The 21378-nt window shown below is 62.4% G+C and carries 19 protein-coding genes; 14 read left to right on the top strand and 5 right to left on the bottom strand.

Annotated features, from left to right (window positions below):
• The first annotated feature begins 162 nt into the window (after positions 1-162).
• The 5 genes from FLQ44_RS16975 (at position 163) to FLQ44_RS16955 (ending at position 4807) form a co-directional block, all read left to right on the top strand.
• Positions 163-915: a DUF4123 domain-containing protein gene (locus FLQ44_RS16975; protein ID WP_147695360.1), complete on the top strand. Its 753-nt coding sequence runs from the start codon at positions 163-165 to the stop codon at positions 913-915.
• A gap of 127 nt (positions 916-1042) precedes the next feature.
• A complete protein-coding gene (locus tag FLQ44_RS16970) occupies positions 1043-1639 on the top strand; it encodes a DUF3304 domain-containing protein (protein WP_240801323.1) in 597 nt (198 codons plus the stop codon).
• A gap of 104 nt (positions 1640-1743) precedes the next feature.
• Positions 1744-2148 (top strand): DUF2235 domain-containing protein, encoded by a 405-nt coding sequence (locus FLQ44_RS16965; RefSeq protein ID WP_147695358.1) that lies wholly within the window; start codon positions 1744-1746, stop codon positions 2146-2148.
• A 21-nt stretch (positions 2149-2169) separates the two neighbouring features.
• Positions 2170-2889 (top strand): DUF3304 domain-containing protein, encoded by a 720-nt coding sequence (locus FLQ44_RS16960; RefSeq protein ID WP_170253015.1) that lies wholly within the window; start codon positions 2170-2172, stop codon positions 2887-2889.
• 70 nt (positions 2890-2959) lie between these two features.
• Positions 2960-4807, top strand: coding sequence for a T6SS phospholipase effector Tle1-like catalytic domain-containing protein (locus FLQ44_RS16955; protein WP_206208941.1), 1848 nt, complete (start codon positions 2960-2962; stop codon positions 4805-4807).
• A 28-nt stretch (positions 4808-4835) separates the two neighbouring features.
• Here FLQ44_RS16955 and FLQ44_RS16950 read toward each other — a convergent pair whose 3' ends face one another.
• Complete coding sequence (locus FLQ44_RS16950; protein WP_147695355.1) at positions 4836-5306, bottom strand: Lrp/AsnC family transcriptional regulator; 471 nt, start codon at positions 5304-5306, stop codon at positions 4836-4838.
• Positions 5307-5430: 124 nt separating this feature from the next.
• Between FLQ44_RS16950 and FLQ44_RS16945 the strand changes: the two genes are divergently transcribed.
• Positions 5431-6339: a DMT family transporter gene (locus tag FLQ44_RS16945; protein ID WP_170253014.1), complete on the top strand. Its 909-nt coding sequence runs from the start codon at positions 5431-5433 to the stop codon at positions 6337-6339.
• A gap of 86 nt (positions 6340-6425) precedes the next feature.
• Here FLQ44_RS16945 and FLQ44_RS16940 read toward each other — a convergent pair whose 3' ends face one another.
• Positions 6426-8093, bottom strand: coding sequence for an ABC-F family ATP-binding cassette domain-containing protein (locus FLQ44_RS16940; protein ID WP_147695353.1), 1668 nt, complete (start codon positions 8091-8093; stop codon positions 6426-6428).
• Positions 8094-8187: 94 nt separating this feature from the next.
• Positions 8188-9114 (bottom strand): LysR substrate-binding domain-containing protein, encoded by a 927-nt coding sequence (locus FLQ44_RS16935; RefSeq protein ID WP_147695352.1) that lies wholly within the window; start codon positions 9112-9114, stop codon positions 8188-8190.
• A 112-nt stretch (positions 9115-9226) separates the two neighbouring features.
• Here FLQ44_RS16935 and FLQ44_RS16930 point away from each other — a divergent pair, with 112 nt between their 5' ends.
• The 3 genes from FLQ44_RS16930 to FLQ44_RS16920 are packed head-to-tail and all read left to right on the top strand — an operon-like array spanning position 9227 to position 11990.
• Positions 9227-10381 (top strand): methionine aminotransferase, encoded by a 1155-nt coding sequence (locus FLQ44_RS16930; protein ID WP_147695351.1) that lies wholly within the window; start codon positions 9227-9229, stop codon positions 10379-10381.
• Between the two features lie 10 nt (positions 10382-10391).
• Positions 10392-11204: a carbon-nitrogen hydrolase family protein gene (locus tag FLQ44_RS16925; RefSeq protein ID WP_147695350.1), complete on the top strand. Its 813-nt coding sequence runs from the start codon at positions 10392-10394 to the stop codon at positions 11202-11204.
• Positions 11205-11231: 27 nt separating this feature from the next.
• Positions 11232-11990, top strand: a complete 759-nt coding sequence (locus FLQ44_RS16920; protein WP_147695349.1) for a transporter substrate-binding domain-containing protein — start codon at positions 11232-11234, stop codon at positions 11988-11990.
• Positions 11991-12112: 122 nt separating this feature from the next.
• Here FLQ44_RS16920 and FLQ44_RS16915 read toward each other — a convergent pair whose 3' ends face one another.
• A complete protein-coding gene (locus FLQ44_RS16915; RefSeq protein ID WP_147695348.1) occupies positions 12113-13009 on the bottom strand; it encodes a LysR substrate-binding domain-containing protein in 897 nt (298 codons plus the stop codon).
• 103 nt (positions 13010-13112) lie between these two features.
• Between FLQ44_RS16915 and FLQ44_RS16910 the strand changes: the two genes are divergently transcribed.
• Entirely contained in the window at positions 13113-14471 is a 1359-nt protein-coding gene (locus tag FLQ44_RS16910; RefSeq protein WP_147695347.1) for an NAD(P)/FAD-dependent oxidoreductase, read from the top strand.
• A gap of 10 nt (positions 14472-14481) precedes the next feature.
• Positions 14482-15573, top strand: coding sequence for an extracellular solute-binding protein (locus FLQ44_RS16905; protein ID WP_147695346.1), 1092 nt, complete (start codon positions 14482-14484; stop codon positions 15571-15573).
• A 676-nt stretch (positions 15574-16249) separates the two neighbouring features.
• Here FLQ44_RS16905 and FLQ44_RS16900 read toward each other — a convergent pair.
• Positions 16250-16726, bottom strand: coding sequence for an Lrp/AsnC family transcriptional regulator (locus tag FLQ44_RS16900; protein WP_439144940.1), 477 nt, complete (start codon positions 16724-16726; stop codon positions 16250-16252).
• A 171-nt stretch (positions 16727-16897) separates the two neighbouring features.
• Here FLQ44_RS16900 and FLQ44_RS16895 point away from each other — a divergent pair, with 171 nt between their 5' ends.
• From FLQ44_RS16895 to mzaA, 3 genes are all read left to right on the top strand, one after another.
• Entirely contained in the window at positions 16898-17506 is a 609-nt protein-coding gene (locus tag FLQ44_RS16895; RefSeq protein WP_147695345.1) for a LysE family translocator, read from the top strand.
• 481 nt (positions 17507-17987) lie between these two features.
• Positions 17988-18824 (top strand): BrxR family transcriptional regulator, encoded by an 837-nt coding sequence (locus FLQ44_RS16890; RefSeq protein WP_206208940.1) that lies wholly within the window; start codon positions 17988-17990, stop codon positions 18822-18824.
• A gap of 43 nt (positions 18825-18867) precedes the next feature.
• Positions 18868-21378: an MZA anti-phage system associated sigma-70 family RNA polymerase sigma factor MzaA gene (mzaA, locus tag FLQ44_RS16885; protein WP_170253013.1), complete on the top strand. Its 2511-nt coding sequence runs from the start codon at positions 18868-18870 to the stop codon at positions 21376-21378.

Below are 21378 nucleotides of genomic sequence, written 5' to 3'. Positions count from 1 at the left end.
GATCGAGCTGCACGCGCCGGGCAAAGTGAGCTTCAAGGGCGGCAAGCACGACTGGAGCGGCGGGGCCAGCATGAACCTGGCACCGCCGCAGTTTCCTAACAGCATCTGTGTCCCATGCCTGCTGAAAGCCATGCAGTCCGGTAGCCCTTTTGCATCCAAATCATGATGACACCACGCCAGAACCCCTATACCGAACAGAGCTTGCTCATGCTGCAGCAGCATATCGAACAGCAAACTGGCTATGCCTGGTACGCCATGATGGACCATCTCATGCAGCCCGCACTGGTACAAAAGCTGGGGAAACATGCCGCACACCTGGTTAACCTGTATGGCGATGCCAGCCCACTCGAATTAGCCGCCTCGCCCGTCTTGCTTCCCCTGCCAGTAGCGGGGGAAACACGCAACCCGCTGCTGGCATTATTACTGCAAGCCTGCAATGGCTTGCCCATGCTCAGTTTCTGGGCCAGCCCTTTACCTGTATCGCAGCTGGTACAGCACTTCGCACGCTATCAAGATGTGTGCTTGCAGCCCGACAGCACCATCATGGTTTTGCGCTATGCCGACACGCGCATTCAGCCCAGCCTGCTGCGTCAACTCACCCCCGCGCAACGCAACGAGTGGCTAGCACCGTTTACCCACATGCTTGCGTTTGACGCTCATGCTGAAATGCACGTCGTCACAGGTTCACAGCAAGCACGCCAAGGGGAAGGCAAGCTTAGCCTGAGCCCTGAACAGTGGGGGAGCATGATCGACGATGCATTGCCAGACTTTCTGTTCGATGACATCGCCAGCCGGATGCCACCGACTTTGCCCGCTGATCTCTATGCCGACATTCAACGCAGGTTGGCCGAAGCGCGGCGAGCAGGGTGCCAGGACGAAGCTGCCATTATCGCCTACTGCCTGCAGCATGATTAGCCACATACCACCGGCAGTGCCCTTCCTCATGCGCAGTCTGATGTGCTGCCTGCTGCTGGCAGGCTGCGAGCCCGTAGCTAGCAGCAAACCCGCCGGCGTAGCGGTATCGGTAGACGCCGTGAACTATATGCATGACTGGGTCGTGCAATACACGCTAACCGACCTGCGCACCAACGAGCCAGTAGGCGGCGCCATTGTTGGTGCACTGGAAGGCCCGGGGGGTAAAGGCTGCTGCGTAACGCTGCCGGAGCGCTGGCAGCCCGGTATCAAGCTGCGGGTGGCGTGGGAAGAAGGCGACATGGAAAACATGAAACCGGAAAAATACCAGCGCGACCTTGAGCTGCCGCGTTACGAGGTGCCGGGTGATGTGTATGTGCTGTTCTACCCGGCGCAGCAGGTAGAAGTGCGGGTATCGGCAGTGGAGCCGGGCCAGCCGGGCTGGGCGGGTCGCATCAAGCTGCCGGCCTGGCCGGCCTGCGTGCAGCGGCTGGGGGAAAAGACGTGCCGCAAGATGATGCCTAAATATGCGATTGGGTCTCCCGAGTACGACGCATACAGCATGAGAAAAGGCTGCACTCCTGAGGCGCTAGCGAAAACTGATAAAGAATTTCCTCATTTAAAACAAGCCAATAGAGATGCTTGTGTAGAGATGCAGAAAATGTGCAAAGAGTGGGTAATCAAAGATAAAGAAATGTGTGAATTTGATTACAAGGAAGAAACATGACTAGTCGATTCACAGAAATGTGCAGGACTGATTATTTGAATCTACTTGAAGTAGAGAAAAGTGCCGCATTTAGAAACCAGCGCCGCCCCACGCCACGAGAATCGATGCAATGCCAGCAAGACATCTTTATCGGCATCTTCTTCGACGGCACCGGTAACAACAAATACCGCGACACCGGCAGCTTCAGGCACAGCAACGTTGCCCGCCTGTACGAAGCCTACACCGGCACCGCCTTTGCCGAGACCCCCAGCCTGGGCCCCGGCGGCGGCAGCAAAACTGCCGACCTGCCCCCTGCCTGGCCGGCCACCCTGCCCGCGGCCGAGCGCCCGTATTACCGCAAGCTGTACATACCCGGCCTGGGCACCCCGTTTCCCGAGCTGGGAGACACCTCTCCGGCACTGGGCGCAGGCTTTGCCCTGTACGGCGAAAAGCGCCTGGACTGGACGCTGCTGCAGCTGGCCAACCCTGTACACGCTGCGCTGCCGGGCGGCCAGCCCGCGCCCCTTTGACACCTGCCCCCAGGAATGGACATGAGCCCAAGTAAAACCACCACCCTGAGCACGCTGCTACTGTGCCTGCTACTGGCAGGCTGCGAGCCCATAGCTAGCAGCAAACCCGCCGGCGTAGCGGTATCGGTAGACGCCGTGAACTATATGCACGACTGGGATGTGCAATACACGCTGACCGACCTGCGCACCAACGAGCCGGTAGGCGGCGCCATTGTTGGCGTACTGGAAGGCCCGGGGGGCAAAGGCTGCTGTGTGACGCTGCCGGAGCGCTGGCAGCCCGGTATCAAGCTGCGGGTGACGTGGGAAGAGGGTAATAAGGACATGACCAAGCCCGAAAAATACCAGCGCGACCTTGAGCTGCCGCGTTACGAGGTGCCGGGTGATGTGTATGTGCTGTTCTACCCGGCGCAGCAGGTAGAAGTGCGGGTATCGGCGGTGGAGCCCGGCCAGCCGGGCTGGGCGGGTCGTATCAAGCTGCCGGCCTGGCCGGCCTGCGTGCAGCGGCTGGGGGAAAAGACTTGCCGCAAGATGATGCCTAAATATGCGATTGGGTCGGATGAGCAGTTTGCGGCCAACATGAGAAAAGCCTGTCAACCTGATGAGATTGTTACTGCAGAAGAGAAAAAAGCTAATGGTGGTGGTGGGTGGACAAAAGAAGGTTGTGCGTCGGTACGCCAAGAATGTTTAAAAGAATGGAATCTTGACAAACGCATGTGCGAATTCGATTTCAAGGATGAGTAACATCGTGACTGCCAGATTAGCTGAACCATGCCGTGCCAATCCTCTAACGCTGGATGAAAAAGAAGATCCAATGTCTCGCCGCAACCAGCGCCGCCCCACGCCACGAGAATCGATGCAATGCCAGCAAGACATCTTTATCGGCATCTTCTTCGACGGCACCGGTAACAACAAATACCGCGACACCGGCGGCTTCAAGCACAGCAACGTTGCCCGCCTGTACGAAGCCTACGCCGGCACCGCCTTTGCCGAGAGCCCCAGCCTGGGCCCCGGCGGCGGCAGCAAAACCGCCGACCTGGCCCCTGCCTGGCCGGCCACCCTACCCGCGGCCGAGCGCCCGTATTACCGCAAGCTGTACATACCCGGCCTGGGCACCCCGTTTCCCGAGCTGGGCGACACCTCACCGGCACTGGGCGCAGGCTTTGCCCTGTACGGCGAAAAGCGCCTGGACTGGACGCTGCTGCAGCTGGCCAACCATGTACATGCTGCGCTGCTGGGTGGCAGGCCACTGACGCCGGTGCTGGGCGAGCGCGCGCTGGTAGACCGCATGGACGGGGTAGAACAGCTGGAGGAGCACGGCCGCGGTGCCTACGCACCCAGCCGGCCGCGCATCATCCAGGCGCGCAGCCAGCAGCTGGCAGGCCAGCTGGCGCGGCGGCTGGCAGAAAAACCCGCCATTCGCAGCGTGCGCCTGGCCGTATTCGGCTTCTCGCGCGGGGCGGCGCTGGCCCGTGCGTTTTGCAACCGGGTGCGACAAACCTACGGCGAGCAGATTGGCGGCATCCGGCTGGAGATCGACTTTCTGGGCATTTTTGATACCGTGGCATCGGTGGGCCTGCCGGCCAACGTGGTGGGGGACGGCCATAATGCCTGGGCCAGCAAAGCCAACCTGGTGGTGAGCGTGGCACGGCGCTGTGTCCACCTGGTGGCCGCCCACGAGGTACGCGGCGGCTTCCCGCTTAGCGCCAGTGGCAGCAGCGGCCACAGCAAAGAGGTGGTGTACCCCGGCGCGCACTCGGATGTAGGCGGCGGTTATATTCCGGGTGAGCAGGGGCGGGCGCTGGGCAGCGGCGCGGATGGCGATTCCCGCAAGCTGTCGCAGATACCGCTGGCACAGATGTACCGCGAGGCACTGATTGGCGGGGTACCGTTGATTCCGGCTGGTGACATGCGTGATCTGCACAAGAAACACTTCACTATTGCGCCTGAAACCATCGCCGCCTTCAACGCCTACATCCAGGCCACCAGCCAGCCGGGTGGCAAACCGGACAAAAGCATGTGGCTTACCGAAACCCAGACCCCCAGGCCCCTGCGCGACATCATGCACGAGCACTGGGGCATTTACCTGCGCTGGCGCCGGCTGATGCGGGGCAAGGTACACCAGCTGCCGGGGCTGCGGCAGTCGGCCAGCTCGGTATACCGGCAAGAACAGGAAATTGCCGATATCCGGGTAGCGGATGCCGCCATCGACGACGAGCTAAAGGCCATTCGCGACGAAGCGGACGACTGGCTGAAGTCGGACAAATACCAAGACTGGGCCGCTGGCGTGAAAAAGGCGTGGGAAGACCCGCGGCAGCCATCCGAGCAGGAGAAGCGTTTGTTTGAAACACTGGTACACGACTCACGCGCCGGGTTTACCCCGTTTACCGCCGCGCAACGCGATGATGCGGCGCTGGCGGCGGGCAAGCCGCCGGCCCACCACACGGCCAAACTGCGTAGCCGGCAGCAAAGGCTGGAGGCCTTGAAGCAACATGGCAAAGACCCGCGCGCAGGTTTGTCTACCGAAACGGTACAGCGCGAGATCGCCAAGGAAGAAACCGCGATTGCCCAGATGAAGTCCGGCAAGCACATAGAGGTGGTTACGGGTGGCCACGAGCCTGCGGCCAGTAACGGCTACCTGCGCTGGCGGGGGATTTTGTAGCCGGGTTTTGTTTTGCCTGCGGCCAACCTTAGTCCGTGTCGGCGTCCTGCGGCACGGCGGTGGTGTATTTGCAGGTGTTGATCACCACCAGCGATTCGAACTCGCGTACGTGCGGGTTGTTCATCAGGTGGGCGCGGGCAAAGCGCTCGTAGTCGGCCATGTCGCGTACCAGCACCATCAGCACAAAATCCGGGCGGCCGGTGACGTTGTAGCATTCCATCACCTCGGGCGCGGCCTGCATGCTGGCTTTGAAGGCGTCTACCAGCGGCGTTTGCGCGCGCTGCAGCATCACGTTCACCACCAGGCGCAGGCTGCGGCCGAATAGCGACGGGTCTACCAGTGCCACCTCGCGCTGGATGTGGCCGTCGGCGCGCAGGCGCTTCAGGCGGCGGGTGACGGCGGTGGGCGACAGGTTTACCGCCTCGGCCAGCGCGTCGTGGGTCTGGCGGGCGTCTTCTTGCAGCAGCGCCAGCAGCTTGCGGTCGTAGTTATCCAGCATGTCAGTTTTCCTGCGTTGAATCGCCCAAAGTCGCAGCCTGGCTGCGCGGCTGTGCATGATAACGCAGCAGGCGGCAGCCGGTGGCTGCCTACACTGGCAGCATCACGCTACGGATACGCCTGCCATGACCACCGCCCGCCTTAGCCGCCGCCTTGCGGCCAACCTTGCCGACCTGTCTGCCAGCCGCTGGCTGCCCTACGCGCTGTTTGCCGGGCTGGTAACGATGTGGGCTTACAACTACGTGGTGATGAAGGTGACGCTGCAGGCCACCACGCCGCTGACGCACCTGATTTTGCGCACCACCATCGGCAGCCTGACCCTGTTTGGCGTACTGATGGCCCGCGGGCGGGCGCGCAAGCCGCAGCGCCTGCGCGATGCCAGCCTGGTGGGCCTGACCACCACCTTTGCCTACGGGCTAACGGTCACGCTGGCGCTGGTGGCGGGGGCGGCGGGGCGGACCTCGGTGCTGGTGTTTACCATGCCGTTCTGGGTGGCGCTGCTGTCGCACTGGCTGTTGGGCGAGCCGTTTACCGCCCATGCCCGCCGTGCGCTGGCAGCCGGTTTTGCCGGGCTGATGCTGATTGTGGCGCCGTGGCAGCTGCACGGCGGCGTACTGCCCATGCTGCTGGCGGTGCTGGCTGGCCTGCTGTGGGCGCTGGGCTCGGTGCTGACCAAGCGGGCGGCGCAGAATGGCCCGCTGGATAGCCTGAATTTTTCCGGCTGGCAGGCGCTGATCGGCCTGGCGCCGCTAGCGTTGCTGCTGCCGTTTGCCGACTTTGCCGGTATCCAGTGGTCGGCGCAGTTTGTGCTGGGGCTGGTGTACTCCGGCGTGTTCTCCAGTGCCGTGGGCTGGCTGGCCTGGCTGTGGCTGCTGCGCCGCCTGCCGGCGTCTACGCTCAGCTTTAACGCGCTGGTGATTCCGGTACTGGCGGTGGCCATGGCGGCCAGTAGCCTGGGCGAGTGGCCGGCCACGCGCGAGCTGGGCGGCATGCTGCTGATCGGTATCGGGATCTTGCTGATTGCGCGGCGCTAGCCGCACCAGCTAGCGCGGCTACCCTGCAAAAAAAACAAGGCCTGACGGCATCGCCGTCAGGCCTTGTGCTGGCACCGTTGCCGGGCTTAGCGCTTGCCGGCGGCTTCTTCGCGGCGGCGCTTGGCTTCTTCCAGCAGGTACACCTGGTAGTCGTCCAGGTCGCCTTCGAAGTCGCTGACACCACCACGCGATACCAGCCAGAACTCGTCGCACACGGCGCGTAGCAGGGCGCGATCGTGGCTCACCAGCATCACCGAGCCTTCGAATTCGTTTAGCGCTACGCTCAGCGCCTCGCGCGTGGCCAGGTCCAGGTGGTTGGTCGGTTCATCCAGCAGCAGCAGGTTAGGGCGCAGCCACACGATCATGCACAGCACCAGGCGGGCTTTTTCGCCGCCGCTCATGCTGCCGACGGCTTGCTTCACCATGTCGCCGCTGAAATTGAAGGTGCCCAGGAAGTTGCGCAGGCCTTGTTCGCGGCAGTCGGCGGCAGGCGGGCGCAGCGCGGCGGGCGTATCGCGTGCCAGGCGCAGCATGTGTTGCAGCGGGTCGTCCTCGGGGCGCAGTACGTCCAGCTCCTGCTGCGAGAAGTAGCCGATGCTCAGGCCCTTGCCGCGGATCACCTCGCCGCTGACCGGGCGCAGCGCCTCGGCCACGGTTTTCACCAGGGTGGATTTACCCTGGCCGTTGGCGCCCAGAATACCGATGCGCTGGCCGGCCAGCACCGAGCGGCGCACGCCCTGCACGATCACTGTGGGCGGCGTGCCGGCTGGGGCGTCGTCTGGCGCCGGGTAGCCGAAAGCGGCTTCGCTCAGCGTCAGCATGGGGTTGGGCAGGCTGGACGGCTCTTTGAACTCGAACTGGAATTCGGCGTCGGCCAGTACCGGCGCAATCTTCTCCATGCGCTCCAGTGCTTTCACGCGGCTTTGTGCCTGCTTGGCCTTGCTGGCCTTGGCCTTGAAGCGGTCGATAAATTTTTGCAGGTGGGCGATCTTTTCCTGCTGCTTGGTCTGTGCGGCCTGCTGCAGCACCATCTGCTCGGCGCGCATGTCTTCAAACTTGCTGTAGTTGCCGCCGTAGCGCACCAGCTTGCCGTGGTCGATGTGCAGGGTGACGTTGGTGATGGCGTCCAGAAACTCGCGGTCGTGGCTGATTACCACCAGGGTGCCGGCGTATTGCTTGAGCCAGGCTTCCAGCCACACCAGGGCGTCCAGATCCAAGTGGTTGGTAGGTTCGTCCAGCAGCAAGAGGTCGGACGGGCACATCAGCGCCCGCGCCAGCTGCAGGCGCATACGCCAGCCGCCCGAGAAGCTGTTTACCGGGCGCTGCAGCTCGGCCACGCTAAAACCCAGGCCCAGAATCAGTGCCTGTGCGCGGGCCGGGGCGTCGTGCGCGCCGGCGTCGTTCAGCGCGGTGTAGGCGTGCGCCATGCGCATATAGTCTTCGCCGGCCTCGGCTTCGGCTACTTCCAGCTGGGCGGCCAGCAGGGCGGTATCGCCCTCTACCACAAAGTCGGTAGCGCTTTGCGCGGTTTCCGGCATGTCCTGTGCCACCTGCGCCATGCGCCACTGGCTAGGGATGTGAAAGTCGCCGCCGTCTTCGTGCAGGCTGCCGTTCAGCACGGCAAACAGCGACGATTTACCGGCGCCATTACGGCCCACCAGGCCCACTTTTTCACCCGGGTTCAGGGTAACGGTGGCGCCATCCAGCAGCAGCTTGCTGCCCCGGCGCAGTACAACATTTTTAAGCGTGATCATGAATACAGCCGCCAGGCGACCCGAAAAGGTAAAGCCGCACTGGCGCAGGGCCGGGTAACGACAGGGGGCGGCCAAGGTTGGCCGCAGAACAGGGCTACCCGTGGCGGGCAGCAGGGCGGCATGGTACCACGCCAGGCGGGCAGGCTGCGGGGGCGCGTGCCTGCAGCCACTGCTGCACGGTGTGTACGGCGGCCTGGCAGTCTGGCCGGATAGCCAGGGCGTAGGCAAAGCCGTTTTCGCATGGCGGCCCCAGCGGTGCCTGCACGCGGCCGCTGGCGAGCTCGTCCTGTAGCAGCGTGATATCGCCCAGCGTCACGCCAAAGCCTTGTACGGCGGCGTTCATGGCTTGGTCCAGTGTGTCGAACACCGTGCCGCGGCGGTAGTCCACGCCGTTTTCCTGGCGCTGCGCCAGCCATTGCCGCCAGTCGCGCTTGTCTAGCGAGGGGTGCAGTAGCGGAAAGTGCGCCAGGTCGGCCGCCTGCTGTAAAGGTTGGCCGCAGCGGGCCAGCAGCTCCGGCGCGATCACCGGCGTGAGCTGCTCGCGAAACAGCAGGGTGTCGTGCGCGCCCAGCGAGGCGTGTGGCTTGTACACCACGGCCAGGTCGAAGTCCTCGCGGGCAAAGTTCACGTCGTGGTCGTGGCTGCTGCACAGCTGGATGGGGATGTCGGGGTGCTGCAGGTTAAAGTCGCGCAGCGCGGCCAGTAGCCAGCGCACCACGCAGCTGGGGGCCTTGATATTGACTGGCGTGCTGAGCATGGCGGTGGCGTCCAGGCCTTGTTCCAGCACGCCGAAGGCGCGCTGCACGTAGCTGTGCAGCATCTCGCCACGCGGTGTCAGCCGCAGGCTGCGGGCAAAGCGGTGAAACAGCTCGTAGCCCAGGTGGGCTTCCAGCAATGCCACCTGTTTGCTCACCGCGCCCTGGGTCAGGCACAGCTCGTTGGCCGCGCGGGTAAAGCTTTGGTGGCGGGCGGCAGCGTCGAATACCGATAGCGCGTACAGCGGCAGGGCATGGCGTGGCATGGCGGCCTCATGGCTGAGAAATTCTCGGTCATGATATGCCTATAAATCGTTTGTCGCATAGTACGGGCTGCGGTTGAATGGCAGCACAACATCACGACACCCGAGCCGCGCCATGCACACCCCGTTTACCCCGGTTTCCAAGCTGCCCCACGTGGGCACCACCATCTTTACCGTTATTGGCCAGCTGGCCGCGCAGCATCAGGCGATCAACCTGTCGCAGGGCGCGCCCAACTTTGCCTGCAGCGACACCCTGGTGCGCTACGCACACGAAGCCATGCAGGCCGGGCATAACCAGTACGCCCCCATGAGCGGCCTGCCGGCGCTGCGCGAGGCCATTGCCGCCAAGGTGGCGGCGCTGTACGGCCAGCACTACCAGCCGGACAGCGAGGTCACGGTGATGGCCAGCGCCAGCGAGGCGCTGTTTTCGGCGGTAACTGCGCTGGTGCACCCGGGCGACGAGGTAATCGTGTTCGAGCCGGCGTTTGACAGCTACATCCCCATGATCGAGCTGCAGGGCGCCCGTGCCGTGGTGGTGAAGTTGGCCGCACCCGGCTTTGCCATCCCGTGGGACGAGGTGGCCGCGCTCATCACGCCGCGTACCCGCATGATCGTGCTGAATACCCCGCACAACCCCACCGGCACCGTGCTGGGCGCAGACGACGCCGCCCGCCTGCAGGCGCTCACCGCCGGTACCGACATCGTTATTCTGTCGGACGAGGTGTACGAGCACGTGGTGTTCGATGGCCAGCTGCACCACAGCATGAGCCGCTACCCGGCGCTGGCCGAGCGCGCCGTGGTGGTGACTTCGTTTGGTAAAACCTTCCACGTCACCGGCTGGCGCGTGGGCTACTGCCTGGCACCAGCCGCACTGATGGACGAAATCCGCAAGGTGCACCAGTTCGCCATGTTTGCCGCCGATACCCCGATGCAGCACGCGCTGGCGCGGCTGATGGCCGAACCCGAGCACTACCTGGGCCTGGCCGCCTTCTACCAGCGCAAGCGCGACCTGCTGGTGTCGGCGCTGGCCGGCAGCCGCCTGCAGCTATTGCCCAGCCATGGCAGCTTCTTTTTGCTGGCGGGTTATGGCCACCTGTCGGACGAGCCGGACAGCCAGCTGGTGCAGCGCCTGATTACCGAACACGGCGTGGCCACCATTCCGGTGTCGGCCTTCTACGGCGATGGCACCGACCAGCGCCTGATCCGCCTGTCGTTTGCCAAAGACGACGCCACCCTGCTGGCCGGCGCCGAGCGCCTGTGCCGCCTGTAAGGAGCGCGCGATGAGCCACACATTTACCGCCGCCGCCATCCAGCTGGTGTCTGGCGACGACCTGGCGGCCAACCTGGCCCGTGCCGACGCCTGGGTGGCCCAGGCCGCCGCCGCCGGCGCGCAGCTGGTGGCGCTGCCGGAATACTTTTACCTGATGCCCGAACACGACGCGGCGCGCCTGGCGCTGGCCGAGCCCTTTGGCCACGGCCCGCTGCAGCAGCACATGGCCGCGCTGGCCGCCCGCCACGGCGTGTGGCTGCTGGCCGGTACGCTGCCACTGCAGGGCAGCCAGCCGCAGCGTTTTTATAACAGCAGCCTGCTGTACAGCCCGCAGGGGCAGTGCGTAGCGCGCTACGACAAGGTGCATCTGTTTGGCTTTGACGATGGCCACGAGCGCTACGCCGAGGCCGACACCATGCAGCCGGGCAGCACCATCAGCAGCGCCGACACGCCGTGGGGCAGCCTGCGTTTGTCGGTGTGCTACGACCTGCGCTTTCCCGAGCTGTACCGCCAGGCGCCCGCACCGGTGCTGATCAGCGCGCCGGCGGCGTTTACCCACACCACCGGGCAGGCGCACTGGGAACTCTTGCTACGCGCCCGCGCCGTAGAGAACCTGGCCTTTGTCATTGCCCCTGGCCAGGGCGGGGTGCACCCCGGCGGCAAACGTACCTTTGGCCACAGCATGATCATCGACCCCTGGGGGCAGGTACTGGCCTGCCAGCCAGAGGGCGAGGGCATGGCGCTGGCCACACTCGATACCAACAGGCAACAGACCTGGCGTACGCGCCTCCCCGCGCTGCAACACCGCCGCTTTATCAGCTGATATCCGCTACGTCTTTCAGGAGAAGCCATGAACCGCCCATTTGCAATTGCTGCACTGTTGTTGTCCCCGCTGCTGGTACAGGCGGCCGAGCCACTGCGTATCGCCACCGACGCCACCTACCCGCCGTTCGAATACGTCGACACCGCCGGCAAGGTGGCGGGTTTCGAGGTGGATTTTGCCTACGCCGTCTGTAAGGCCATGAAGACCGCGTGCGAGGTGGTGAACCAGCCGTGGGACGGCCTGATCCCCGGCCTGCAGGCCAAGAAGTACGATGCCATCATGTCGTCCATGAACATTACCGACGAGCGGCGCAAGGTAGTCGGTTTCAGCAAGGTGTACTACCTGATGCAGAACCGCTTTGTGGCGCGCAAGGGCGTGGCGCTGACGCCAGACCTGGCCGGCAAGGTGATTGCGGTGCAAACCGGCACCCCGCAAGACCGCTTTGTGAGCCAGCAGTACAAGCAGGCCACGGTAAAACGCTACGTGAATGCGCAAGACCCCATGCTGGAGCTCACCGCTGGCCGCGCCGACTTTACCTTTGGCAACACCGTACAGCTGCAGAAGGGCTTTCTGGATACGCCCAATGGCAAAGCCTTTGCCTTTACCGGCCCGCTGTTTGATGGCCGCAAAGACAAGGTACTGGGCGAGGGGGTAGCGGTGGCACTGCGCAAGCAGGACACCGCGCTGAAAGCACGTTTTGACCAAGCCATAGACCAGGTAAAGCAAAGCGGTGAATACGCGGCACTGCTGAAGAAGCACAACCTGGCCGGCCTGCTGGAAGACTAAGCCCTGTGTGACAAAAAGCTTTCACACAAAACTAAAGTAATGGTAAGGTAACACCACTGCGTGAAAGTGCAGTGTAGATACAGATCAGTCAGTAGGGCGCGGCAGCCATGCCGCGCCCTTTTTCATGCCTGCGCCGCCGCCATGTCCGGCTGGGCGCGCTGGCATAGCGCCGCCATCAGCCACGCCATATCGGCAGATACCACCCCGCCGGCCGGCAAAATGAAATGGTAGCCCTGCAGCGCCACCGCCTGCGCTAGCGGCCGTACCAGCGCGCCGCTGGCCAGCTCTGGCCCCACCAGCAGCGGGTTGGCCAGCGCCAGGCCTTTGTGCGCCAGGCAGGCGTCCAGCGTCTGGTCGGCGCTGTAGTACACCATCTGTGGCTGCAGCTGCACGTGCAGGCCCTGTGCGGCCAACCATAGCTGCCACCATTCGCCATCGTCTTCGTGAATCAGCGTGTGCTGCAGCAGCGCAGCCGGGCTGGCCGGCGTGCCGTGCTGCGCCAGATACGCCGGGGTGCACACCGGGAACACCGGCGGCACGGCCAGCGTGTGGTAGTAGCCGGGCAGGCTGGCGATATCGTCGGCCACCAGGCCCAGGTCGGCCTGGCCCGCTTGCAGCTGGCAAAACGTAGCGTGCGGCTCTATCGCCAGGCGCAGGCCGGGGCGCTGCGCCAGCAGGCTATCCAGCAGCGGGGCCAGCCAGCGCCGCGCCAGGCCTGGCACCACCATCAGCCGTAGCAGGGCAGGCTGCGGCTGCGCCAGGGCGGCACTGGCCGTGGCCAGCTCGTCCAGCAGGCGGCTGGCGGTGGCCAGATACTGCACCCCGGCGGCAGTGGGCTGCACGCCACGCGCATTGCGCTGAAACAGCGCCACCCCCAGCCAGCTTTCCAGCTGCCGCACGTGGCGGCCTATGGCCGGCTGGGTCACGTTCAGCTCCTGCGCGGCGGCCACAAAGCTGCCCAGCCGGGCGGCGGCCTCAAAGGCGCGAACACTATTAAGCGGGGGCAGGCGGCGGGCCATGGCGGCTCCAGCTGTTAAATTAATTAACACAAGGTAGCAAAAAGCGTGTCTTGCCGGTAGCGGCACGCGCTGGCCACACTGTGGCAACACTTGCGGAGCCGCCATGTACCAGCCCTTTTACCACGCCGACCAGTACCGCCCAGAACACACCCCGCCCAGCTACTGGCACGCCACTACGGCGCGGCCAACCTTTGCCGCCGGCAGCGGCGAGCACACGGTGGATGTGGCGATTATCGGCGGCGGCTACTGCGGGCTGTCGGCGGCGCTGCACCTGGCGCGCGACCACGGCGCCAGCGTGGCGGTGCTGGAGGCGGGCGACATAGGCTGGGGCGCGTCCGGCCGCAACGCCGGCTTTAATACCCTGCCGGCCACCAAGCACGACTACGCCGGGCTGCTGCGCCAGCTGGGCCCGGCCGGTGCCGCCGGTTTCATGGCCGCACAAAACGAGGCCATGCAGCTGGTGGCCACGCTGGCGGCAGAGGAGGGCATCGCCACCCAGGCCTGTGGCAGCGGCAGCTACGTGGTGGCGCACAGCCCGGCCGCGTGGGACGCGCTGCAGGCCGAGCACGATGCCTGGCAGCAGCACACGCCGGTAGCCTGCCGCCTGCTGCCGCGCCAGGTGTTTGCCGGCATGGGGCACGATGGCCCGGCGCAACACGGTGCCCTGCATATCCTGCAAGGTGGCGGGCTGAACCCGCTGGCGCTGGTGTGCGGCCTGGCGCAGGCCGCGCAGCGCCACGGTGCCGTGCTGCTGCCGCAGCAGCCGGTAAGCCGCTGGCAGCGCCACGCCGCCGGCCACACCCTGCACGCCAGCGGCAGCGTGGTACACGCCCGCCAGCTACTGCTGGCCACCAATGGCTACCTGCCGGCCGTACTGCCGCCCGCGCTGCGCCAGCGCACCCTACCGGTGATCTCCAACATCATCGTGACCCGCCCGCTAAGCCCGGCAGAATGGGACGCCTACCGCTACCACAGCGAGACCCCCATGTTCGACACCCGCCACCTGCTAAGCTACTGGCGCCGCCTGCCCGATGGCCGCCTGCTGTTTGGCGCCCGTGGCGACCTGAGCGGCAGCGACGCCAGCGGCCAGCGCCAGCGCGCCGTGCTGCAGGCACAGTTGGCCGCACGCTTTCCCGCCTGGGCCGGGGTGGAGATCGATTACTTCTGGCGCGGGCTGATGGCAGTAAACCGCCGTCTGCTGCCGCAATACGGTGCCCTGCCGGGTGATGGCAGCGTGTGGCACGCCGCCGGCTGCTTTGGCAGCGGTGTCAGCACCATGCCGTGGCTGGGCCGCGCCCTGGCACGCGCCATGGCCGGGCAGCCGCCTACCGCCACCGAAGCCGCCTGCGCCATGCACGGCCTGGCCCCGCGCCTGCCACCCACCAGCGCGCTACAAAAACTGGGCCTGCGCCTTGCTTATACCGCCTACGCCTGGCGCGACCGTTTCAGTGAACCCGCTTGAGGAGCCCCGCATGACTGCATTGATCTACCGCCCCCTGCTCGCCATCGCGCTGGCGGCTGCCAGCATGGCTAGCCACGCCGCCGGTGTGGTGAACGTGTACAACTGGACCGACTACGTGGCCGACAGCACCAACGCCAACTTCACCCGCGCCACCGGCATCAAGGTGCGCTACGACGTGTTCGACAGCAACGAGATCCTGCGCGCCAAGCTGATGACCGGCAAAAGCGGCTACGACGTGGTGGTGCCCTCGCACAACACCCTGGCGCTGGGCATACGCGGCGGGCTGTTTCTGCCGCTGGATAAAACCAAGCTGCCCAACCTCAAGCACCTGGACCCGGCCATCCTCAAGATCGTGGAGCAGTTCGACCCCGGCCAGCGCTACGGCGTGCCCAACTACTGGGGCTTTAACACTGTGGGCATCAATGTAGACAAGGTAAGCAAGGCGCTGGGCGGCAAGCTGCCAGCCAACCCGTGGGACCTGATCTTCAAGCCCGAATACACCGCCAAACTGAAAGGCTGCGGCATCAGCGTGCTGGATTCGCCCAGCGAGTTCTTCCCCGTGGCGCTGCACTACTTTGGCCTGGACCCCAACAGCAACAAGCTGGCCGACTACCAGACCGTGGCCAGCAAGCTGAAAGCCGTGCGCCCGCATTACAAAATGTTTTCCGGCGCCAGCTACTACAACCAGATGGCCAGCGGCGACCTGTGCGTCGCCATGGGCTATAACGGCGACTTCAACCTGGCGCGCCAGCGCGCCGAAGAAGCGCGCAACGGCATCAAGATCCAGGCGCTGCTGGCCCCCGGCGCAGACCTGTGGGTAGACATGTGGGCCATCCCGCGGGATGCGGCCAACGTAGACAACGCCCACGCCTACATCAACGCCATGCTGGACCCGAAAACCGCCGCCGCCAACGCCAACCACGTGGCCTACGCCACCGCCGTACTGGCCGCCCGCCCGCACATGCAGCCCGCGCTGGTGAACAACCGCACCATCTTCCCCCAGCCGGCCGACCTGCAAGGCAGCTTTGTCGCGCTGACCCCCGACCCCAAAACCATCAACGGCTACACCCGCATCTGGCAACAGCTGCGCAGCGGGCGCTAGGCCGTTTACTGGCGGGCAAATGTTGGCCGCAGGCCCTCACCCCTGGCCCCTCTCCCAGGGGGAGAGGGGAATGATGGTGCGCAGCCGTGGGTAGCGTGATGGGTGGGCGCTACACTGCGGCCAACCCGGCAAGGTATCGCACGCTGGTGTGCTCCCCTCGCCCTGCGGGAGAGGGGCCGGGGGTGAGGGCGCGACGCGGCCAACCTTACCCCGCATAGATCGTTGATATCCGCCACCTCTCGCCCCCGCAGGAGAGTGCAATGATGATGTGCAGCTGTGGGTAGGCTTGAGCCAGCCGCCTGCGTGTTGCGGCCAGCGCGCCAAGGTGTAGCACCCTGGTGTGCCCCCCTCGCCCTGCGTGAGAGGGGCTGGGGTGAGGGCGCTCTGCGGCCAACCTTACCCCGCATAGATCGTTGATATCCGCCACCCCCCGCCCCCGCAGGAGAGCGCAATGCCGGTGCGCAGCCGTAGGTAGCCTTGAGCCAGCCGCCTGAGCGATGCGGCCAACCCGGCAAGGTATCGCACGCTGGTGTGCTCCCCTCGCCCTGCGGGAGAGGGGCCGGGGGTGAGGGCGCCATGCGGCCAACCTTGCCCAGCATAAACCGCTGATGTTAATGCACCGCGCCCCAGCAGATCGCAGCCATAGGCAGCGGGTGAGGGTGCCATGCGGCCAACCCTACAGCGGCAGCGCGTGGGTGAGCTTGGCGGTTTCCATCGGTACTTCGGTTTTCACGCTCTGCACGCTGGCAATGCGCGTGAGCTCGTGTGCGTGAAACTGCCGGTACGACGCCAGATCTGTGGTGACAATGCGTAGCAGCATGTCGCACTCGCCCGCCATCACGTGGCATTCCACCACCTGCGGCATATCGCGCACCGCCTGGATAAAGTGGTTGGTGGTGTCCGCGTCTTGCGCCTTTAGCCATACCCGCGCAAACAGCGTCAGCCCCGCGCCCACCTTGCTGCCATCCAGCACCGCCACGTAGCGGCTTATCACCCCCGCCTCTTCCAGCTGGCGCACGCGGCGCAGGCAGCTGGACGGCGACAGCCCCACCTGCTGCGCCAGGGTAGCGTTTTGTATGCGGCCATCGCGCTGCAGCGCCTGCAGAATACGGCGGTCGAGCTTATCCAGTTTTACGGCATCCAATTGCAACACCTGCCTGTTTTGTGAAACCGGATTGCATTATGGCAATAAATGCCGCGCACTACGCAAGCCTATTCTGGCCGCCTTTCCCTACACTGTGTCTGCCTGCCCCGCCCACTGCGGCACCGCCGTTTCCCCCGGCTGCTGCGCGGGCGGCGGCGGGCACCACTAGGGAGAAACACCATGACCAGCCACACCCTGCTGCTATTCGGCCTGACTGTTTTCCCGCTGGTGTGCACCCCGGGGCCCGACATCCTGTTTGTGGCCTCGCAGGGGCTGACCGGCGGGCGCGCCGCCGCCACCCGTGCCAACGCCGGCATTCTTACCGGCTACTGCGTGCACGCCCTGTTGGCCGCATTCGGCATTGCCGCGCTCATTACCGCCTGGCCGCCACTGTTTCACGCCATCCGCTGGGCCGGGCTGGCCTACCTGCTGTACCTGGCGGTGCAGATGTTCCGCTCCGCCATGCAGCCCGGCGCGCTGGCGCTAAGCGGCAGCCCCACGCAGCGGCAGTTTGCCCGCGGCTTTGTGACCAGCCTGCTCAACCCCAAAGGCCTGCTGATCTACCTGTCCATCCTGCCCAACTTCATCCAGCCCGGCGAAGCCGTGGCCCTGCAGGCGCTGCTGCTTTCCGCCATCTTTATCGGCAGCTGTGCCGTGGTATACGGCCTGATAGGCTACAGCGCCGCCAGCATGGCCCGCCGCGGCGGCATCAGCGACGCCAAACGCCGCCTGGCCGAAGCCAGCGCCGGCAGCCTGCTGCTACTGGCCGCCGGCAAGCTGGCGGCGTAGCGGTGAAGGGTTGGCCGCAGGTTGCGATATCTAAGCGAGGGGGGCGGTTGCATTCAGTGGACGATAATGTGATTTCCGTTAGTGGTATGGAGCAGCCAACTGTAGTCGGTGTATCACGTAGGTACTTATCCTCTTCGTCCTGATAAGGATTAGCTAGAGTAGGGGAGTAATGCGGTAAAGCTGTAGCCCTACATACAACATGCCGATAGCGAGTTGAGGCCAACTTTCCGTCCTTTGTCAGCTCCACATTGCTATTTATTTTGTCAAGGCTCGTGTTGGGAGTCGGCAAACTTAGCGGCAGCGCTGCTCGTTTAATGCGTTTGTATTAAAATTTGACTGTGCAGGTGTGATCTTTTTGATTATGCCCTATAGACATTTTGCTCGACTGCATAGTACATTGACTAATGACATGTAATTTTAATAGTCATTTGTTATGCAGAAGTTGTTGCTCGATGTTTTGCCGAAAAGTCGACGTAAGCGAATGACCTACATCGATTTTCGACTGTATTTTCTTGGGCGCGTGTCTAGAGCTGATATTTGTAATCGCTTCGGTATTGCCTCTGCCGTAGCCACGCGAGAGTTGGCTTTGTACCGGCGTATTGCACCGGATAATCTGGCAATTGAGCAACAGTCAAGACAGTATGTAACTACAGCGGGGTTTCGTCCTGTATTTGAATATGCACTGGAACGCGTACTGGTGGCGTTATCCTCTGGATTTGGTGAGACGGAGCAGGAGCCTGTCGCTCCTTTGATCTCCAGCGACTTTATCCGTTCCATCTCTTGTCCTGATATGGATGTTTTGTCTTGTGTCTCCCGTGCCATTCATCTCGGCTACGCTTTAGATATCGGATATCACTCGAATGGTAGCGGGTATGACCGTCGGGAGATCGTACCAGGAGCTATAGTCGATAACGGTTTACGGTGGCACGTGCGTGCCTACGACCGTTCTCATGAAGGCTTCCGCGATTTCGTTCTGACACGTGTCGAGTCTCCCAAGATAAGTTCGCAGCCCCCTTGTGTCGGAGAACGACTTGACCAAGACGCTCAATGGACAAGGCTTGTCGATCTTGATCTGATTCCACACCCGGGGTGTCGTCAACCTGAGGTTATCGAGCGTGATTTTTCGATGTCTGATGGCGTGTTGCGTATGCGGGTACGTGCGGCGAACGCCGGCTATGTGCTTAGGCGCTGGAATGTCGATTGCTCTGTCGGACATACTCTTTCAGCTCATGAACATTTGCTTGCGTTGCGTAATCCTCTTTCTCTATACGGGGTAACCAGTGCGGTACTGGCTCCCGGATTCACTCCTGCCGAGTAGTTTCACCATGCCTCAAAATCAATCGCCACCCAGAATCAGCGCAATGCTGCGTTTTGCAATCAAATCTGGAGTCAAGGCAGCTGTAGCGTTGCAGATACGTAACCGCACTATGCTTGATGCAAGAGATGATCAGGGTCGGACGCCATTGATGCTCTCTGCAGCGACGGGAAGCCTTGATCTGTGTGTGCTGTTGCTTGAGGCGGGGGCCAATCCTGCCTTGGTCTGCAACGAGGGTAAAACAGCGGCCAGAATTGCTGCGGAGATAGGGCATGAAGCGCTCGGGAGCATGCTGCAGAGTCTCCTGGAGGAGCCAGCTTATTCTCCGCTCGGTGAAGTTGGTCAGGCTGCCGGAGACTTTCCGGGTCATGAGGCAGGAGATAGTGACAAAGATGTCATTCCAGATGGGGCTGAAATCGCAGTCTCCCCTTCTTCGGTCTCAGCCATGGATCCCGCTACTGCCTCGGGAACGCATCACGATACATCTTTTTTTATTGGTGATACTGTTCTCACTTCAACAGACACAGGCCAGTCTGATTGCAAAGCTACTGATCATATTGGCGTGATTGAACAGGGGGGTATCGAGGGTAAACGCCACCAACGCAATACTCTACCTAGGAATTCGGGCAATGTCGTTTCGGATGTGTTGCTGGTCCAGCCGAGGGAGGCTGGGGGTGATCTGAAGGTTTTTCCCGCTTGGAATAAAGATTCAGATGATCTGACAGGTGAACTCCTAGCGGATAACGCGCCTGCCCACTCGAATACTGGAACGGGCGGGAATGCACTGCACGATGATGATTTTGAACAGGCCAAGTCACATGATTTCGTGCAGTTGAATATTCCTTGCACAGATGGTTCTGATGTGCCGGCAAAGGACCTGAATGAGCCGGACCATTTGCATGAAGATGATTTTGGCTGGAAGGCAGAAGAGGAGGTGACTCCTCCTGATTCTGATGTGTCGCTTCTGTTGTCAGCGGTGCAGACTCATCGTCGCATAACTAGACACCGCGCTCTGAATACTGACGAGTCTTGGGATGACGTGGAGCTTAAGCTCCCTGAGTTGAAACCTGTAGTCAGCCGGGACAGCGAGGCTCAGGAGTTTCTGAAAGCAGTCTTTGTTGAAGGCTTTCATCGTGGCTGGGTCGCTTTTGACAAGGTAGCAGAGGCTTGCCGACTGGATGCTGGCCCTACTGCTGATGTGTTGCTTCCCGCAGCTCTTCAGGTGCTTGAGGATGTGGGCATCAGAGTCGAGGAAGAAAATCTGGCGGATGTCGCGGCAGATGGCCTTGTCGATGAAGAACAGGCGTTGTTTCTGGATGAGGCGTTCGAGAGATTGGACGCATATCTATCCGAATCGTTGTCCGAAGAGAATGCTTACAACTCCAGTACGATGAGAGCTTATTCTCGTGATGCCCGTGCTGTCGGCTTGATTTCCAAGGATGGGGAGGAACTGCTGGGAACTCGGATGGACTCCTCCATCAAGGCTCTGGCGCGTTACCTGAGGGATTTGCCAGAAAGCGCTGGGCTGGAATTGTATGCAAGTACTTTCGAGCGTGAGGTCGTGAGTGGTGATGACGTTGACGAAGAGGATATCTCTGACTTGGATGCATCCGTCGAGACCGATGAAGAAGGTCGTGTGTCCAGTTCTTTTGAAGATTATGTTCGCGCCCTGCGTGCAGGGAATGTGTCCGGCAAGACCGATGCAATGATTCCTCGTCCATCTGCATTGGTACTGGCTAACTTGATCGATGCCTTCCATCGGCTTGATGCGGATTTCCAGCCTGAACTTGCCCTAGAGCATATCCGGATCTTTGAAAAGGCTCGTAATGATCTAGTGAGTGCAAATTTGCGTCTGGTAATGAGCATTGCGGGCAAATATCGCAACAGAGGAATGCCGCTGGAAGATCTTGTCCAAGAAGGAAATATCGGTCTGATGAAAGCCGCCGAGAAATTCGAGGTTCAGCGTGGCTTCAAGTTTTCTACTTATGCGACGTGGTGGATTCGCCAAGCCATGACCCGGGCTATCGCGGATCAGCTTAGCTTGGTCCGGGTTCCTGTGCATATGGTGGAAAAAATTAACAAAATGCACCGCTGTACTCGAGAGCTAGCAAGCAAATCATCAATAAGTGTGAAAGATGATGATCTGGCAGCGGCGCTTGAGCTGAGTGTCCAAGAGCTCAGGAAAGTGCGGCTAGTTGATCGCGAAATGGTTTTCCGGGCAGGTATTGATGAGCTTGACTGGCCAGAACTTCTGGCAGAAGAGGAAACTGATGGTTTCCATTGCATGGTGAGAACAGAGCTCCAAGATGCCATAGAAGTCGCGCTATCCCAATTGACAGAGCGTGATCAAGCCATTGTCAGGTATCGCTTTGGTCTGGGATTGGACGAGGACTTTACTTTGGAACAGATTGGCATGATGTTCGATGTGACCCGGGAACGTATTCGTCAGATCGAAGCCAAGGCAATGCGTAAACTGCGCCACCCAAATAGAAGCAGGGTACTTGCTGATTTTCTGGATGGAGATGTTTTACCTGATGGTATTGATGAGGGCGGATGA

The sequence above is a fragment of the Vogesella mureinivorans genome, assembly GCF_007644035.1.
Classification (GTDB): Bacteria; Pseudomonadota; Gammaproteobacteria; order Burkholderiales; family Chromobacteriaceae; genus Vogesella; species Vogesella mureinivorans.
Note: the sequence above shows the minus strand (reverse complement) of the source record. Positions and strands in the feature narration are given on the sequence as shown.